Source organism: Streptomyces sp. LS-MS-L19 (assembly GCF_058382285.1).
In genome coordinates this window covers 6,482,964-6,499,271 of the sequence record NZ_JBYCLL010000001.1, presented here as the reverse complement: position 1 = coordinate 6,499,271, position 16,308 = coordinate 6,482,964, and the positions used below count along the sequence as shown (strand labels likewise).

Sequence of the window (16,308 nt, the reverse complement as noted above, 5' to 3'; positions counted from 1 at the left end):
TGTCGGCCGTCCGGAGTGCCGCATGACAGATGTCATGTCAGCGGCACTCCGGTGCGGTTTCCGCTGATGCGTGGGTGCTCAGCTGGGGTCGGTGTCGATGACCACGGTGCGGTCCGCCGCCGACTTCGCGCGCAGCGCCTTGCCCAGCGCGGAGGCGACGTCCTGCGGCAGCACGTCACGCTTGCCACTTGCGCCGTTGATCTGCACGCCGGCGAACGTGGTGCCGTACGCCTCCTTGAGCGCTTCGAGGTCGTACGTCTCCACGAGCTTGCCGCCGACCGCCTTGAACCCGAGGATCTTCGGCAGGGACAGGGCGCCGAACTTGATGCTGTGGGCCGCGTCGGTCTGGATGGTGACGACGTTGGACATCGCGGGCTCGGCGAACTCCTTCATCATCCGGTCGACCTCGGCGTTCGAGACCGACGGCTCCTTGGTGGTGGTCGGGAGCGTGACCGCGCCGGCGGTGCCGGTCTCCACCTGGGTGCGGTAGGCCTCCTCGACCGCGGTGGTCGACCTGGCGACGTCGATGCCCTTGCCCGCCTTGCCGTACACGGCGACGGCCTTGCCGTTCTGGAACTTGATGGTTCCGTCGGTGGCCGATCCGGCGCCGCCCGAGGCGTTCTCCAGGGCCGCCTGGAGCTTCTCCTCGTCCACCGGCATGACCGGGTCGACGACCCGGTGGTTGCCGAAGAGGGAGCCGATCACCGAGACCGGGTTGTAGTCGCTCTTCGCGGCCGCGGCGACCGTGGCCTGGTCGTCGAGCTGGAGGCCCGCCTGGTCCGGCTTCAGGGAGACGGTGTCGCCGCCGACCGACAGCTTCAACGGTTCGTTGACCCGCTTGCCGAGGGCGTCGTCGAGCTTCTTGACGGCGTCGTCGCGGGTGCCGCCGCCGATGTCCACACCGAGCACGGTGGTGCCCTTGGGGACGTCGGAACGGTTCATCAGCAGACCGGCGCCGTAGGCGCAGACGCCGAGGAGGACCACGGTGCCGCCGACCATCGCCAGCTTGCTGCGGCCCTTCTTTTTCTTCTTCTTCGACGAGCCGGCCGAGGTGCCCTGCGAGGCGGTGTCGGGTGCCTTCGGGGCGGGGCGCGCGTCGGCGCCGCCCGGTCCCTGGGTGCCCGGGGGCACGACCGGGATGCCGCTGGTGACGGTGTGCCCGGAGACGTTGTCCGGGTTGCCGAAGCCGGGGGCGCCCGGTCCGGGGGCCGGCTTCTGCGGGGTGAGGATCGCGGTGTCGTCGCTCAGACCGCCACCGGGGCCGAGGCCGGCGCCGGGTCCTGCGCCCAGGCCGGGGCCGGCGCCGAGGCCCGCGCCGGGGGCGCCGCCGAGCGTGGGGGTGCCGCCGGGACCGCCGGGAGTGCCGGGGCCGCCGAGGGTGGCGGGGCCGCCGGCTCCTGTGGGGGTGCCGGGGAGGCCGGGGGTGCCGGGGGTCGCTGCGGTTCCGGGGCCGCCGGGACCGCCGGACGCACCTGGTCCGCTCCTGCCTCGGGGGCCGCCGGGGCCTGCGGGGCCGCGGGAGCCGCCCGGACCGCGCTGACCGTTGGGAGCGCTCTGGCCGACGGGGCCTCCCTGGCCGCCGCCGGGTCCGCCCTGACCGCCGAAGCCGTCGGAACCGGTGAAGGACTCGCCGCCGAAGGACTCGGCCCTGGCGAAGGGGTCCGGTCCGGCGGGCGGCACGACCGGTCCGTCGCCGGTGACGGGGCCGCCGGTCGGGCCCGCGGGGCCCTGGGATCCACCCGGTCCGGCGGGGCCCTGCGGCCCGCCGAAGCCGCCGCCGTAGTCGATCTGGCCGCCCTGGCCGCCCTGGCCGCCGTAGTCGATCCCGCCGTTCTGACCGCCGGGGCCACTGGAGCCGCCCTGCGTGCCGAAGCCGCTCTGGCCGTTCTGACCGCCGGGACCGCTCTGCCCGCCGAAGCCGCCTTGCGCGTTCAGGGGGTCCTGCCCGGCCTGGCCGCCGAAGCCGTCCTGACCGCCGGGACCACCGAGGCCACCCTGGCCGTTCAGCGCGTCCTGCCCGGCCTGGCCGCCGAAGCCACCCTGGCCGCCCTGGCCGTTCGGTCCGGCCGTGCCGTTGCCGTTCTCCGCGAAGTACGGGAGGTCGTCGCGGCGGGGTTCCTGGCCGCCGCGCTGGCCGGGGCCGAGGGGACCGGCGTTGAGGGCCTCGGTGACGTCGAAGGAGCCCGTGCCGCCGCCGTGGCCGGGGGCCACCGGACCGCCGGTGGCGCCCGGGAGCCCGGCGCCGTTCGTACCGCCGGAGCGCGATCCGCCCGGCATGCTCATGGAACCGACCACTCCACCCGGCCGGCCACCGGGACGCGCACCGCCCGACGCGGCCGCACCCGAGCCGCCGTGACGGGGACCGGCCGCACCGGCACCACCCGCGCCACCCGGCCCACCGGAACCCGGCGCCGCACCGGACGCACCCGGCGCGGCACCCGCACCCGAACCACCCGGCAGACCCGCGCCGTTGCTCGCGCCGCCGCCCGGACCGCCCTTCGCGGGGCCGGACTTGCGGGGCGCGAACCAGTCGCTCGCCTTCTCCTCGGCGGGCGGGGCGGGTTCGGCGGGCAGCTCGACGGTGCCCGTGGTCGAGGAGGAACTCGGCGCCGACGCCTCGGTGTCCGCGCCTCTGTCGACGGAGCCGTCCGTCTCACCGACGGGCTGGCGCACGACGACCGGCGGAATGGGCCGCGACCCCGGGATGTTGATCCGGATCCGGGTCGTCAGCGTGGTCTCGGTCTTGCGCTCCTCCGGCTGCGCGCCCGAACGGCCCGCGTCCGGACCGCCGTCGGACACCTGGGGCGTCCCGTACGGCGGCGTGCCCGAGGGGTAGGCGGCTCCGCCGCGCCCGTTGGGCCCGGAGGACGGACTGTCAGTTTCACGACTCAAGGCAGGTTCTCCCGGTTGGCTCCGCCGCCCGTTTCGACCTCACTGCTTCGGGCGTCGGCGGCGCGCACCACCATACTGGCCACTTCTGGCCCGTATCCCACGACCGCCGTGGAAACCCACACGGGACTCGCACGCATGCGATACGGAGAAGTGGTACGTCACTTGCCAAGTCGGACGGCGTCGCCGCCCGGTTGCCGCCCCAGGCCAAGGGTGGCGCAGATCACAGCTACTGCCATACCGCCGAGCAGGAAGAGATAGGAGCCGCTTCCCGCGGCGAAGACGAAGTCGCCTTCCGGACGGCTGGCGGTGAGGAAGATGACGGCGACCATCCAGCCGCCCGCGGGTGCGACGGCCCCGGCCCGGCTGCCGGCGGCGCGCGCCCCGCCGAGCAGCAGTCCGGCCTCGCCGAGCAGCGCGAGCAGCAGTCCGCCCGGGAACCATCCGCCCTGCACCAGTGATCCGGCGAGCCCGACGAGCGCGCCGAGCACGAAGAGCCCGAGGTAGGCGGCGGCCCGGCCCGCGGACGGGCGCTGCAGGGGCTGGGCCAGCATCGACGTACGGTCGCTCATGACGCGCCCTCGATCCCGGAGAACAGGTCGGTCTCCCTGGTGGTGCCGTGTTCCCCTCTGACCAATTCGTAGTACTCGGTGGTGAAGAGAGGTTGCGCGAGTTCGTTGGAGAGTGCGAAGTACGACCCCGACACCTCGATCTGGGTCGCGTGCGCGGCCATCGCGGCGCTCTTGGCGGCGGTGTACGCCGTGCCGTCGATCTCCGTGGTGATCCGCTCGTCGTCGACCACGCCCGGTACGTCGTCGAGGACGCCGGCCTTGCTGAAGGGGAGGCCGGGCAGGTCGACGTGGAGCTCGGCGAAGGCCTGCTCGCCGACCGTGCGCGGGACGCGGTTCCAGTAGACCTTCGCGATCTCCCAGCCGGCGTCGGCGGCGAGCTCGACGGCCCGCATGGCGACGCGGTGGGCCTGGATGTGGTCGGGGTGGCCGTAGCCGCCGTGGTCGTCGTAGGTGACGAGGACCTGGGGGCGTACCTCCAGGATCACCTCGACGAGGTCTGCGGCGGCCTGGTCGACGTCGGCCTGCCAGAAGCAGGCGGGGTCGTCGTTGTCCGGGAGGCCCATCATTCCGGAGTCCTGGTAGCGCCCGGCGCCGCCGAGCAGCCGGAAGTCCGTGACGCCGAGCTCGCGCATGGCCGTGGTGAGCTCGCCCCGCCGGTGCTCGCCGAGGGCGGGGCCGGACAGGTGCCTCAGCTCGGGCGGGATGACCTCGCCGAGCTCACCGAGGGTGCAGGTGACCAAGGTCACCCGGGCACCCTCGGCCGCGTACCTGGCCATGGTCGCGCCGTTGTTGATCGACTCGTCGTCCGGGTGCGCGTGCACCAGGAGCAGACGCCGAGCGGGCTGTTCCGTCATGGCCCCAGCCTACGAGGCACAGGTCAGAACTTGATACTGCCGATCATGCCCGCGATGTTCGTCGTCAGTTCGCTGATCGTCGGGGCGATCGAGGATGCCGCCAGATAGAACCCGAGCAGGATGCAGACGACCGCATGCCCGCCCTTCAGACCCGACTTCTTGATCAACAAGAAGACGATGATCGCCAGCAGCACCACCGCCGAAATCGAGAGTGCCACGGCGGCTCACCTCCAAAGATCCCAGGGACGCGGGGGGTCGGACCAGGGGGGCAGATAAATCCATACGTCAGCCAGCAGGTTCATACCCACTATGCGGTAGTGATCATAACTATCCGTGCCTGCGCATCGGTCGGCGCACGGCCGCACAAGGGGGCGCATGGCCAATATGGTCGGGGCATGACGACCGAGCCTGACTCCTTTCCCCGTCGGCACGCCCGCACCCAGCGCTTCACGCTCGGCGCGCCGCGCGCGTTCACCGTGGCGCCCGACGGGTCGCGTGTCGTGTTCCTGCGCTCGAACTCCGGTACCGACAGAGCCAGTTCACTGTGGGTGCTCGACACGGCGGACGGCCGGGAGCGCGTGGCGGCCGACCCGCGCGCCCTCCTGGGCGGCGCCGAGGAGCGGCTGTCGCCCGAGGAGCGGGCGCGCCGCGAGCGCAGCCGGGAGGGGGGCGCGGGCATTGTCGGCCACGCCACCGACGCGGCCGTCGAGTTGGCCTCTTTCGCCTTGTCAGGGCGGCTTTTCACGGCGGAGCTGCGGGCCGGTACGGCCCGTGAACTGCCGGTTCCCGGACCGGTGATCGACCCCCGTCCGGCGCCGGACGGACGGCACATCGCGTACGTCGCGCGGGGCGCCCTGCGGATCGTGGGCGCCGAGGGCGAGAACGACCGGGTGCTCGCCGGCCCGGAGTCGGATCAGGTCACCTACGGTCTGGCGGAGTTCGTCGCGGCCGAGGAGATGGGCCGCACGCGGGGTTTCTGGTGGTCGCCGGAATCGGACCGACTGCTGGTCGCACGGGTGGACGACACGCCGGTGCAGCGCTGGTGGATCTCCGATCCGGCCCACCCGGAGCGTGATCCACAACACGTCCCATACCCGGCGGCGGGCACCCCCAACGCGGACGTACGGCTGTTCGTGATCGGCCTGGACGGGACGCGCACGGAGGTCTCCTGGGACCGGAAGCGGTATCCGTATCTGGCCCATGTGCACTGGTCAGCGGCGGGTGCCCCGCTGCTGCTCGTACAGGCGCGCGACCAGCGCAGTCAGCTGTATCTCGCGGTTGACCCGGAGTCCGGTGCGACCCGGATGGTGCACGCGGACGAAGATCCTATTTGGCTGGATCTTTTCCCTGGAGTGCCCTGCTGGAGCCCTGCGGGACGGCTGGTGCGGATCGCCGACGAGGGTGGCGCGCGGGTCCTCGCGGTCGGCGAACGCCCGCTGACCGGACCGCAGTTGCACGTCCGCGCGGTGCTGGACGTCACCGCGGACGACGTGCTGGTCTCGGCGTCGGCGGGTACGGCCGCCGAGTCACCGGAGACCGGCGAGGTGCACGTCTATCGGGTGAACGAGCTCGGAGTGGAGCGCGTGTCGCAGGAGCCCGGCGTGCATTCGGCGGTGCGCGCCGGGGGTGTGACCGTGCTGGTGTCCGCGAGCCTCGACCGGCCGGGGACCCGCGCGCGGGTGCTGCGCGACGGCAAGGAGACGGCGACTGTCATGTCGTATGCGGAAGATCCTGGTTTGTCCCCGCGCGTGACGCTCATCGAGGGGGGCGCACGAAAGATCCCGTGCGCCGTGCTTATGCCGCAGGACTACGCCGGTGACAGCCCCCTTCCGGTTTTGCTGGACCCGTACGGGGGTCCGCACGCTCAGCGGGTGGTTGCCGCGCGCAACGCGTACCTCACCTCGCAGTGGTTCGCCGACCAGGGTTTCGCGGTCGTGGTGGCCGACGGCCGGGGCACCCCGGGCCGCTCCCCCGCCTGGGAGAAGGCGATCCGGGACGACCTCGCGGCGGTGGTCCTCCAGGACCAGGTGGACGCGCTCCAGGCGGTCGCCGGGGACTTCCCGCTGGACCTGGACCGGGTCGCGATCCGCGGCTGGTCCTTCGGCGGCTATCTGGCGGCCCTCGCGGTACTGCGCCGTCCGGACGTCTTCCACGCGGCCGTGGTCGGCGCCCCGGTCACCGACCTGCGCCTGTACGACACCCACTACGAGGAGCGCTACCTCGGCCTCCCGGACGAGCAGCCGGAGGTCTACCGGCGCAACTCCCTGGTCGACGACGAGGGTCTGGTCGACGCGGTCGGGCCGCACCGCCCGATGATGATCATTCACGGCCTCGCGGACGACAACGTGGCCGTCGCGCATTCCCTGCGCCTGTCCTCGGCCCTGCTGGCCGCCGGCCGCCCGCACGAGGTGCTGCCGCTGTCCGGGGTGACCCACATGACCCCGCAGGAGACGGTCGCCGAAAACCTGTTGCTGCTGCAACTGGACTTCCTGCAGCGGTCGTTGGGCCTGGCGTAGGCACGGCAACGGGCCGGAGCGACATGGCGCGCTCCGGCCCGTTTACGGCACCCGCACGGCCGTACGTTCCTCAGCCTGACGCGTCCGTATATCGGAAACGGGTCGGCCAAGTTGCCGCCGTGTTACTCCGCCCCCTCCGCCGGCACGACCTGCCTCTCCTCCGCGAAGTGGCAGGCCGAGTCATGGGCGGCCGGACCGGTGGTGTGCCGGAACTCCGCGGGGACCGCGAGCGCCGGCACCTCCAGGGCGCAGCGTTCCCGTGCCTTCCAGCAGCGGGTGCGGAAGCGGCACCCGGAGGGGATGTTCGTCGGGGACGGGACGTCGCCGGCCAGGATGATCCGCTCCCGGTGTTCCCTGGCCTCGGGGTCGGGCACCGGCACGGCGGACAGCAGCGCCTGCGTGTAGGGGTGCGTGGGATGGTCGTAGATCTCGGCGTCCCTGCCGATCTCCACGATCCGCCCGAGGTACATCACCCCGACCCGGTCCGAGATGTGCCGGACGATCGACAGGTCGTGCGCGATGAAGAGGTACGACAGCTCGAAGTCGCTCTGGAGCCGGTCGAGGAGGTTGATGACCTGGGCCTGGACGGAGACGTCGAGGGCGGAGACCGGTTCGTCGGCGACGATCACCTCGGGGCGCAGGGCCAACCCGCGCGCGATGCCGATGCGTTGGCGCTGGCCGCCGGAGAACTGGTGCGGATAGCGGTTGATGTACTCGGGGTTGAGGCCGACGACGTCCAGCAGGTCCTGGACCTTCCTGCGGCGGTCGCCCTTGGGGGCCACCTCGGGGTGGATGTCGTACGGCTCCCCGATGATGTCGCCGACCGTCATACGGGGGTTGAGCGAGGTGTACGGGTCCTGGAAGACCATCTGGATGTTGCGGCGGACCGACTTGAGGGCCTTGCCGGACAGCTTGGTGATGTCCTCGCCCTTGTACTTGATCAACCCTTGCGTCGGCCGCTCGAGGTTGACCAGCATCTTGGCGACGGTCGACTTGCCGCAGCCGGACTCCCCGACGATGCCGAGGGTCTCGCCCTTGTCGAGCGTGAAGTCCACACCGTCGACGGCCTTGACGGCACCGACCTGTCTCTTGAACAGGATGCCCTGGGTCAACGGGTAGTGCTTGACCAGTCCACCCACTTCCAGGATCGGCTCAACCATGGAGGCACTCCGTCCAGAAGTGACAGGCACTGGTCCGCCTGCCGTCCATGCCATCCATGCCGTCAACACCGTCCACTTCGTACAGGGGTGGTACATCCGTCCGGCACACGTCCCGGGCCATCGGGCAGCGGGGGTTGAACGCGCAACCCGGCGGGATGTTCATCAAGTTGGGCGGCAACCCCTTGATCGCGTACAGCTCCTGGCCCTTCTGGTCGAGACGGGGGATGGAGTCCAGGAGTCCGCGCGTGTAGGGGTGGGCGGGCGCCTTGTAGATGTCGTGGACCGGCGCCTGCTCGACGATCCGGCCCGCGTACATGACGGCGATCCGGTCGGCGACGTCCGCGACGACACCGAGGTCGTGGGTGATGAGGATGAGCCCCATGTTGTACTCGCGCTGGAGCTCGGCGAGCAGGTCCATCACCTGGGCCTGGACGGTGACGTCGAGGGCGGTGGTCGGTTCGTCGGCGATGATCAGCGCGGGTTCCAGGGCGAGAGCCATCGCGATCATGATGCGCTGGCGCATGCCGCCGGAGAACTGGTGCGGGTAGTCCTTGACGCGTTCCTTGGCCGCGGGGATCCGCACGTGGTCCATCAGCTCGACGGCCTTGGCCCGGGCGTCCTTCTTCGACATCCCCCGGTGCACGACGAACATCTCGCCGAGCTGGTCGCCGACGGAGAGGACCGGGTTCAGGGAGGACAGCGCGTCCTGGAAGATCATCGCCATCTCGGCGCCGCGGATCCTGCGCCGCTCGTCCTCCTTGAGCGTGAGCAGGTCCTTGCCCTGGAAGACGATCTCCCCGCCGGTGACCTTTCCGGGGGGCATGTCGAGGATCCCCATGATCGCCTGCGCGGTCACCGACTTCCCCGACCCGGACTCCCCCAGCACCGCGAGGGTCTCCCCCGCGTCGACGGCGTAGTCGACCCCGTTGACGGCCTTGGCGACCCCGTCCCTGGTCCTGAACTCCACATGCAGATCACGCACTTCGAGCAGCACGGCGACTCACCTCGGCTTCGGGCGGGGGTGCGGCGCGACCCCGGGGGTGGCGGAACGGACGGTGGGCGAGAGGGGCGCGGTGCGGCGCGGCGGGAGGGTTGCGGTGCGGCGGGACAGCAGAGCTGCGGTGCGGTACGGCGGGAGCGATTCGGCAGGGCGGCAGAGGTGCTGGGGGGCGACGGCGTCTCCGACCGGAACCCGCACACGCCCCGGCCGAGGCACGGGCTCCGGCCACCCCACCCGGCATCCGCTCGCGGAGCACGCGCCACCCCGGGCCCCCGGGCGGACCGTGGACTCGGTGGGCCGCACCGCCGGCGCTCCCCACTCCCCTCGTCACGCCCGCTCACCTCAGTTTCGGGTCGAGGGCGTCGCGGACCGCGTCGCCGAGCATGATGAAGGCGAGGACGGTGATCGCGAGGGCGCCGGCGGGCCACAGGAGCATGTGCGGGGCGTTGCGGATGTAGGCGGAGGCGGCGGAGATGTCGATGCCCCAGCTGACCGTGGGGGGCTTCAGGCCCACGCCGAGGTAGGAGAGGGTGGCCTCCAGCGAGATGTACGTGCCGAGCGCGATGGTCGCCACGACGATCACCGGGGCCACCGCGTTCGGGGTGATGTGCCGCAGCAGGAGCCGGGTATGGGAGGCGCCCAGGGCCCTCGCCGCCTGGACGTAGTCGTTCTGTTTGGCCGTGATGACCGAGCCGCGCGCGATGCGGGAGATCTGCGGCCAGCCGAGCAGCACCATGAAGCCGATCACCGGCCACACCGTGCTGCTGGTGACCACCGACAGCAGGACCAGGCCACCCAGCACCACCGGGATGGCGAAGAAGATGTCGGTGAGGCGGGACAGGATGGAGTCCGAGAAGCCCCCGAAGAAGCCCGCGAGGCCGCCGAGGACCGAGCCGAGCAGGGCCACCCCGAGCGTGGCGCAGACGCCGACCGTCACCGACGTACGGGCGCCGTACACCGTGCGCGTGTAGACGTCGCAGCCCTGACCGTCGTAGCCGAAGGGATGGCCCGGCTGGGAGCCCTCCTGGGCCTTGGAGAGGTCGCACTTGAGGGGGTTGCCCGACGCGATCAGCGACGGCCACAGGGAGATGACGACCAGGAAGAGGATCACCAGGGCGGAGATGATGAAGACGGGGTTGCGGCGCAGGTCGCGCCAGGCGTCGGACCACAGGGAGCGGGGCTTGCCCGCGGGGCCCGGGCCGTCCGGGCGGCCCCCCTCCAATGTGGTCGCCTCGCTCACCGCGAGGTCCATCGCTCCGCCCGCGCCGGTCCCGGCGATCGCTCCCTGCGGTTCCTGGGGTTCAGGCATAGCGGATCCTGGGGTCGAGGACGGCGTACAGGAGGTCGACGAGCAGGTTGGCCACCAGGAACACCAGGACGAGGACCGTCACGAAGCCGACCACGGTCTGGGTGTTCTGGCGCAGGATGCCCTGGTAGAGCTGGTAGCCGACGCCGTGGATGTTGAAGATGCGTTCGGTGACGATCGCGCCGCCCATCAGGGCGCCGATGTCGGTGCCGATGAAGGTGACCACGGGGATGAGCGAGTTGCGCAGCAGGTGCCGTACGACGACACGCTGCCTGGGCAGTCCCTTCGCGACCGCGGTGCGGACGTAGTCGGAGCGCCTGTTCTCGGCGATCGAGGTGCGGGTCAGGCGGGTGACGTACGCCAGCGACACGGACGCGAGGACGAGGCCGGGCACGATCAGCTCGCCGAAGGTGGCGTCGGCGGACACCGACGGTTTGATCCAGCCCCACTCCACACCGAGGAGCAGCTGGAGCAGCAGGCCGGTGACGAAGGTGGGGACGGAGATCACGACGAGGGTGAGCAGCAGCACCGAGGTGTCCACCGGCCGGCCCCGCTTGAGGCCGGTGAGCACGCCCAGGGTGATGCCGATGACGATCTCGAAGAGGATCGCGACGATCGTGAGCCTGATGGTCACCGGGAACGCCGTCGCCATCAGCTCGGTGACCTTCTGGCCGTTGAACGCGGTGCCGAAGTCGCCGGTGAAGACGTTGCCCATGTAGGTCAGGTACTGCTGCCAGACCGGCTTGTCGAGGCCGAACTCCCGCTTGAGCTGGGCGGCCGTCGCCGCGTCGCACTCCTTGTCGCCGCACAGGCCCGCGATGGGGTCGCCCATCACGTTCACCATGAGGAAGATCAGCAGGGTCGACCCGATGAACACCGGGATCATCTGGAGCAGACGCCGGACGACGTACCGTCCCATGGCCGGGTCAGCCGACCTTGATCTCGTTGTAGACGGGGACGCTGAAGGGGTTGAGCTTCACGTTGGAGAGCCGCTCGGAGTAGCCGGCGCTGCCGTTCTGGTACCAGAGCGGAATGGCGGCCATGTTGTCCCGTACGACCTTCTCGGCGTCCTGGAACTTCTCGATGGCCTTGGCGGTGTCGGTCTCGGCGTTGGCCTCGTTGACGAGCTTGTCGAAGTCCTTGTTGGACCACTTGCCGTCGTTGGAGGACGCGTTGGTGTAGTAGAGCGGCTGGAGGAAGTTCTGGATGAGCGGGTAGTCCATCTGCCAGCCGGCGCGGAAGGGGCCGCTCATCTTCTTCGCGGTGATCTGGCTGCGGAAGTCGGCGAAGGTGCCGACGGGGTTGCCGACGCAGGCCTTGTCGTTGTCGAGCGCGTTGTTGATGGAGTTGCAGACGGCGTCGACCCACTGCTTGTGGGAGCCGGTGTCCGCGTTGTACGTGATCTTGATCGCGCCGCCGGGGAGGCCGCCGCCCTCCTTGATGAGCTTCTTGGCGGCGGCGGGGTCGTAGTCGCAGGCGTCCCCGCACAGGCCGTCCTGGAAGCCGCCCTCCTTGCCGAGGACCGGGGAGGTCCAGTCGGTGGCGGGGGTGCGGGTCTTCTGGAAGATGGTCTCGGTGATCTGGTCGCGGTTGATGGCCCGGGACAGGCCGGTGCGGACCTTCTCCATGCCGGCCTTGTTCCAGTTCTTGTCGTAGAACGGGAACGCGAGGGTCTGGATGATGCCGGCGGGAGTGTTGATGTATCGACCACCGAGGTCGGTCTTGACGTTCTTGAGCTGGGCGGCCGGGACGTCGTCGACCAGGTCGAGGTTGCCGGCCATGAGGTCGGTGTAGGCGGTGTTGTTGTCGGTGTAGACCTTGAGGGTCACGCCGCCGTTCTGCGCCTTGTCGGGGCCGTTGTAGCCGTCCCACTTCTTCAGGGCCATCTGGGAGCCCTTGGTGTACGAGTCGATGGTGTACGGCCCGTTCCCGATCGGCTTCTGCACCCAGGCCGCGTGGTCGGTGAAGAAGGCCTGCGGGAGCGGGGCGTAGGCGGGGTAGCCGAGGGTGTCGGGGAAGGTCGAGAACTTCTGGTTGAGCCTGACGGTGAAGGTGTTGGTGCCGGTGACCTTCAGGCCGGAGAGGGTGTCGGCGGTCTGCTTGCTGCCGTCCTCGGGGTGCGTCTTGTCGTAGCCGTCGATGTAGCCGAAGAAGTAGGCGTTCTTCTGGTTGTTCTTGAGGGAGGCGCCGTAGTTCCAGGCGTCCACGAAGGACTTGGCGGTGACCTTCTCGCCGTTGCTGAAGGTCCAGCCGTCCTTGACGGTGATCGTGAAGTTCTGCGAGTCGCTCGTGTCGATCTTCTCGGCGAGCATGTCCTCGGCCTTGCCGGTCTCCGGGTTGTACTTCTTGAGGCTGCGGAAGATCATGTCGAGGACCTTGCCGCCCTGCACCTCGTTGGTGTTGGCGGGCTCCAGCGGGTTCTGTGGGTCGCCCCAGGAGGAGCTGAGCACGGCGCCGCCGTCACTGCTGCCGCTGCCGCCGCCGCTGTCCCCACCCCCGCAGCCCGTCACCGCGAACGCTGTCGCCGCCGCGCATGCGACCCATCTGGCGTGCGTGACTCCCCGCATGGAGTGCCTCCTCAAGACAAGATCCGTTACCGGCCAATATCGGATCTTGAAGGGCATTCCGCACGCCTTGGTAGGCCTTTGGGGGAGGGGGGCCTCGGCATTACCGGCCGGCCCCTTCACTCACCGCCCCGAACGCCGACGGCCGGGAGCGGAGTTGGTGTCTCCGTTCCCGGCCGAGGGGTCGTACAGGGCCGTACAGGGGGCCGTCAGTCCTTCGTCGGCGCGTCCTCGGGCTCCGCCGCGTCCTCCAGCGCCTTCAGCGCCGGATCCATGATGACGTCCTCGTCGCGGGCCTCGGTGGTCGGGTCCTCCGGGAAGTGACAGGCCGTGAGGTGGCCGACCTTGTTGCCGGAGATCTGGACCAGCGGCGGCTCGTCGGTGGCGCACTTGTCCTGCGCCTTCCAGCACCGCGTACGGAAGCGGCAGCCCGACGGCGGCAGGATCGGCGAGGGCACGTCACCGGAGAGCCGGATCCGCTCCCGGCTCGGGCCCGTGCCGTCGATGTCGACCTCCGGCACCGCCGACAGCAGCGCGTGCGTGTACGGGTGCCGGGGCCGGTTGTAGATCGAGTCCCGGTCGCCGACCTCGACCACCTTGCCGAGGTACATGACCGCGACCCGCTGCGAGAAGTGCCGTACGACGGCCAGGTCGTGGGCGATGAACAGGAACGCGATGCCCAGCTCGTCCTGGACCTTCTTGAGCAGGTTGACGACCTGCGCCTGGATCGACACGTCCAGTGCGGACACCGGCTCGTCCGCCACGATCAGCTTCGGCTGGAGGGCCAGCGCCCGGGCCACGCCGATGCGCTGACGCTGACCGCCGGAGAACTCGTGCGGGAAGCGGTTGTAGTGCTCGGGGTTGAGGCCGACCAGCTCGAGGAGCTCGCGGACCTTGTTCTCCCGGCCGCCCTCCGGCTCGATCCCGTTGACCTCCATCGGCGACTTGATGATCGAGCCGACGGTCTGGCGCGGGTTCAGCGAGGAGTACGGGTCCTGGAAGATCATCTGGATCTCGGACCGCACCGGCGCCAGCTGACGGCGTGAGGCGTGCGTGATGTCCTGACCGGAGTACGTGATCTTGCCGGCGGTGGGCTCCAGGAGCCGCGTGATCAGCCGGCCCGTCGTCGACTTGCCGCAGCCGGACTCGCCGACCAGGCCGACGCTCTCGCCGACGCCGACCGTCAGGTCGACCCCGTCGACGGCCTGGACGGCGCCGACTTTGCGTTTGATCGGGAAGCCGCCGTAGATCGGGAAGTGCTTCGTCAGGCCCTCGACCTTGAGGAGTTCCTCGGTCGAGGTGCCGGTCGAACCCTGCTGGGCGGGGAGGGTGAGGTTGTCGCTCATGTCTCGGATCTCCCTAGCGCAGCCGGGGCTGGATCTTGTCGATGAAGATGGTCTGCTTCTGCTCGGCCGTCAGGTGGCACGCGGAGGCGCGTCCCTCGCCGAGCGGCGGACGCGAGTCGGTGCACAGCGTGCCCGGCACCTCGTCCTTGAAGGCGCACCGCGGGTGGAACGGGCAGCCGGAGGGCGGGTTGAGCAGCGAGGGCGGCGAGCCGGGGATCGGCTCGAGCGCCTCGTTGATGTCGCCGTCCAGGCGGGGCATGGAGCTCAGCAGGCCCCAGGTGTAGGGGTGCTTGGGCGCGCCCAGGACCTCCCGGACGGAACCGCGCTCCACGGCCCGGCCGGCGTACATCACCAGCAGGTCGTCGGCCATGTTGGAGATGACGCCGAGGTCGTGCGTGATGAAGATGATCGCGGAGCCGAACTCCTGCTGGAGGTCCTTGAGCAGGTCCAGGATCTGGGCCTGCACGGTGACGTCCAGCGCGGTGGTCGGCTCGTCGGCGATCAGCAGCTCGGGGTCGCACATCAGCGCCATGGCGATCATCGCGCGCTGGCGCATACCGCCGGAGAACTGGTGCGGGTAATCGTCGAAGCGCGCCTTGGGCTGCGGGATGCCGACCTTCTCCAGCATCTGGACGGCCCGGTCCTTGGCGTCCTTCTTGGAGGCGCCGCGGTGCTTCATGAACGGCTCGGACAGCTGCCGGCCCACCGTGTAGAACGGCGACAGGGCGGTCAGCGGGTCCTGGAAGATCATCGCCATCTTGTTGCCGCGGAGCTGCTCGAGCTCGCGCTCGGTGGCGGTGACGAGTTCCTTGCCGTCGAGGACGATCTCGCCGTCGATGGAGGAGCTGCGGGGGTTGTGCAGGCCCAGGATCGTCAGGTTGGTGACGGACTTCCCGGAGCCGGACTCGCCGACGATGCCCAGGGTCTTGCCGCGCTCGACGTCGAAGGAGAGGCCGTCGACCGCCTTGACGATGCCGTCCTCGGTGGAGAACTGCACCTTCAGATCACGCACCGAGAGGAAGCTCTCCGGACCGGTCGGGGCCGGCGCGTCCTCGGTCTTGGTCAGTGTGGTCACGGTGGTTCGTTCTTCCTAGGAGAGCCGGACGCGCGGGTCGATGTAGGCGTACGCGATGTCGGTGAGGATGTTGACGATCAGGATGAAGAAGGCACCGAACAGCATGACACCCATGGTGAGCGGCAGGTCCTTGTGGACCGCGCCGTCCACGGCGAGACGGCCGATCCCCTGGAGCGAGAAGGTCAGCTCGGTGACCACGGCGCCGCCGAGCATCGAGCTGATGTCGATGCCGAGGACGGTGACGATCGGGATCATCGAACCGCGCCAGGCGTAGCGGAAGAACACGTACCTGTTCGACATGCCCTTGGCGCGTGCGGTGCGGACGTGCTCCTCCGCGAGCTGCTCGATCATCGAAGAGCGCGCCATACGCGTGTACTGCGCGGTGAAGATGGTGGCCATCACCAGCACCGGCAGCAGCAGGCCGGTGAACCACTTCCACGGGTCCTCGGTGATCGGGTGGTACGCCGGGTTGTCCATCCAGCCCGTGCTGTAGACGAAGATCAGCAGGACGATCGGGCCGAGCACGTAGATCTGGAACGAACTGAGCACCATCGACACACCGGTGGCGACCTTGTCGACCAGGGTGCCGCGACGGTAGGCGGCGATCATGCCGGCGCCGACGCCGACGATGATGAAGACGACCGCACCGCCCGCGGTGAGCGTGAGGGTCGTCGGGAAGCGGTCCATGATCGTCGACCAGACCATGTCGCCCGAGTAGAACGACTGGCCGAGGCACGGGGCGCTGCAGTGTCCGGTCGGGAAGTCACGGCCCATCACGATGCCGGACATGAAGTCCCAGAACTGCTGGTGGATCGGCAGGTTGAGGCCGAGCGCCTGACGGATGTCCTCGAGTCTCGCGGGCGAGCAGTCCTTGCCACAGGCCAGGGAGGCGTAGTCGGAGGGCGCGGCGACGAACAGGAAGAACGTGGCGGCGCCGATGAGGATCAGGGTGACGAGGGCACCGACTGTGCGCCGGATGATGAACTGAAACATGGCGGGAGGGCTGCTCTCTGCGGAGACGGTGGG

At 70.0% G+C, this 16,308-nt stretch carries 13 protein-coding genes; 1 reads left to right on the top strand and 12 read right to left on the bottom strand.

The window, feature by feature from the left end; all coding sequences use genetic code 11:
* Positions 1-78: 78 nt before the first annotated feature.
* From AC2XR2_RS29140 to AC2XR2_RS29125, 4 genes are all read right to left on the bottom strand, one after another.
* Positions 79-2,892 carry a hypothetical protein gene (locus AC2XR2_RS29140; RefSeq protein WP_491516705.1) on the bottom strand — a complete coding sequence of 938 codons (2,814 nt, stop codon included), beginning with the start codon at positions 2,890-2,892 and terminating at the stop codon, positions 79-81.
* Between the two features lie 158 nt (positions 2,893-3,050).
* Complete coding sequence (locus AC2XR2_RS29135) at positions 3,051-3,461, bottom strand: DUF6113 family protein (RefSeq protein WP_381303024.1); 411 nt, start codon at positions 3,459-3,461, stop codon at positions 3,051-3,053.
* Complete coding sequence (gene mshB / locus AC2XR2_RS29130) at positions 3,458-4,315, bottom strand: N-acetyl-1-D-myo-inositol-2-amino-2-deoxy-alpha-D-glucopyranoside deacetylase (RefSeq protein ID WP_381303025.1); 858 nt, start codon at positions 4,313-4,315, stop codon at positions 3,458-3,460. The genes AC2XR2_RS29135 and mshB overlap by 4 nt, the downstream gene beginning before the upstream one ends.
* Positions 4,316-4,338: 23 nt before the next feature.
* Positions 4,339-4,533, bottom strand: coding sequence for a hypothetical protein (locus AC2XR2_RS29125; RefSeq protein WP_031041890.1), 195 nt, complete (start codon positions 4,531-4,533; stop codon positions 4,339-4,341).
* A 177-nt stretch (positions 4,534-4,710) separates the two neighbouring features.
* Between AC2XR2_RS29125 and AC2XR2_RS29120 the strand changes: the two genes are divergently transcribed.
* Positions 4,711-6,831, top strand: a complete 2,121-nt coding sequence (locus AC2XR2_RS29120; RefSeq protein ID WP_381303026.1) for a S9 family peptidase — start codon at positions 4,711-4,713, stop codon at positions 6,829-6,831.
* A 122-nt stretch (positions 6,832-6,953) separates the two neighbouring features.
* On the opposite strand, the gene AC2XR2_RS29115 is transcribed toward AC2XR2_RS29120, so the two are convergent.
* From AC2XR2_RS29115 to AC2XR2_RS29080, 8 genes are all read right to left on the bottom strand, one after another.
* Positions 6,954-7,991: an ABC transporter ATP-binding protein gene (locus AC2XR2_RS29115; RefSeq protein ID WP_381303027.1), complete on the bottom strand. Its 1,038-nt coding sequence runs from the start codon at positions 7,989-7,991 to the stop codon at positions 6,954-6,956.
* Positions 7,984-8,985 carry an ABC transporter ATP-binding protein gene (locus tag AC2XR2_RS29110; protein ID WP_381303028.1) on the bottom strand — a complete coding sequence of 334 codons (1,002 nt, stop codon included), beginning with the start codon at positions 8,983-8,985 and terminating at the stop codon, positions 7,984-7,986. Before AC2XR2_RS29110 ends, AC2XR2_RS29115 begins: the two co-directional genes overlap by 8 nt.
* Before the next feature lie 343 nt (positions 8,986-9,328).
* Complete coding sequence (locus AC2XR2_RS29105; RefSeq protein ID WP_381303029.1) at positions 9,329-10,300, bottom strand: ABC transporter permease; 972 nt, start codon at positions 10,298-10,300, stop codon at positions 9,329-9,331.
* Positions 10,293-11,216 carry an ABC transporter permease gene (locus tag AC2XR2_RS29100; protein ID WP_330264627.1) on the bottom strand — a complete coding sequence of 308 codons (924 nt, stop codon included), beginning with the start codon at positions 11,214-11,216 and terminating at the stop codon, positions 10,293-10,295. The genes AC2XR2_RS29105 and AC2XR2_RS29100 overlap by 8 nt, the downstream gene beginning before the upstream one ends.
* Before the next feature lie 7 nt (positions 11,217-11,223).
* Positions 11,224-12,864, bottom strand: coding sequence for a peptide ABC transporter substrate-binding protein (locus AC2XR2_RS29095; RefSeq protein ID WP_491516704.1), 1,641 nt, complete (start codon positions 12,862-12,864; stop codon positions 11,224-11,226).
* Positions 12,865-13,070: 206 nt separating this feature from the next.
* Positions 13,071-14,207 carry an ABC transporter ATP-binding protein gene (locus AC2XR2_RS29090; protein ID WP_381303031.1) on the bottom strand — a complete coding sequence of 379 codons (1,137 nt, stop codon included), beginning with the start codon at positions 14,205-14,207 and terminating at the stop codon, positions 13,071-13,073.
* Positions 14,208-14,220: 13 nt separating this feature from the next.
* Positions 14,221-15,282: an ABC transporter ATP-binding protein gene (locus tag AC2XR2_RS29085; RefSeq protein WP_381303032.1), complete on the bottom strand. Its 1,062-nt coding sequence runs from the start codon at positions 15,280-15,282 to the stop codon at positions 14,221-14,223.
* A gap of 15 nt (positions 15,283-15,297) precedes the next feature.
* A complete protein-coding gene (locus AC2XR2_RS29080) occupies positions 15,298-16,275 on the bottom strand; it encodes an ABC transporter permease (protein ID WP_330264631.1) in 978 nt (325 codons plus the stop codon).
* Positions 16,276-16,308: the final 33 nt, after the last annotated feature.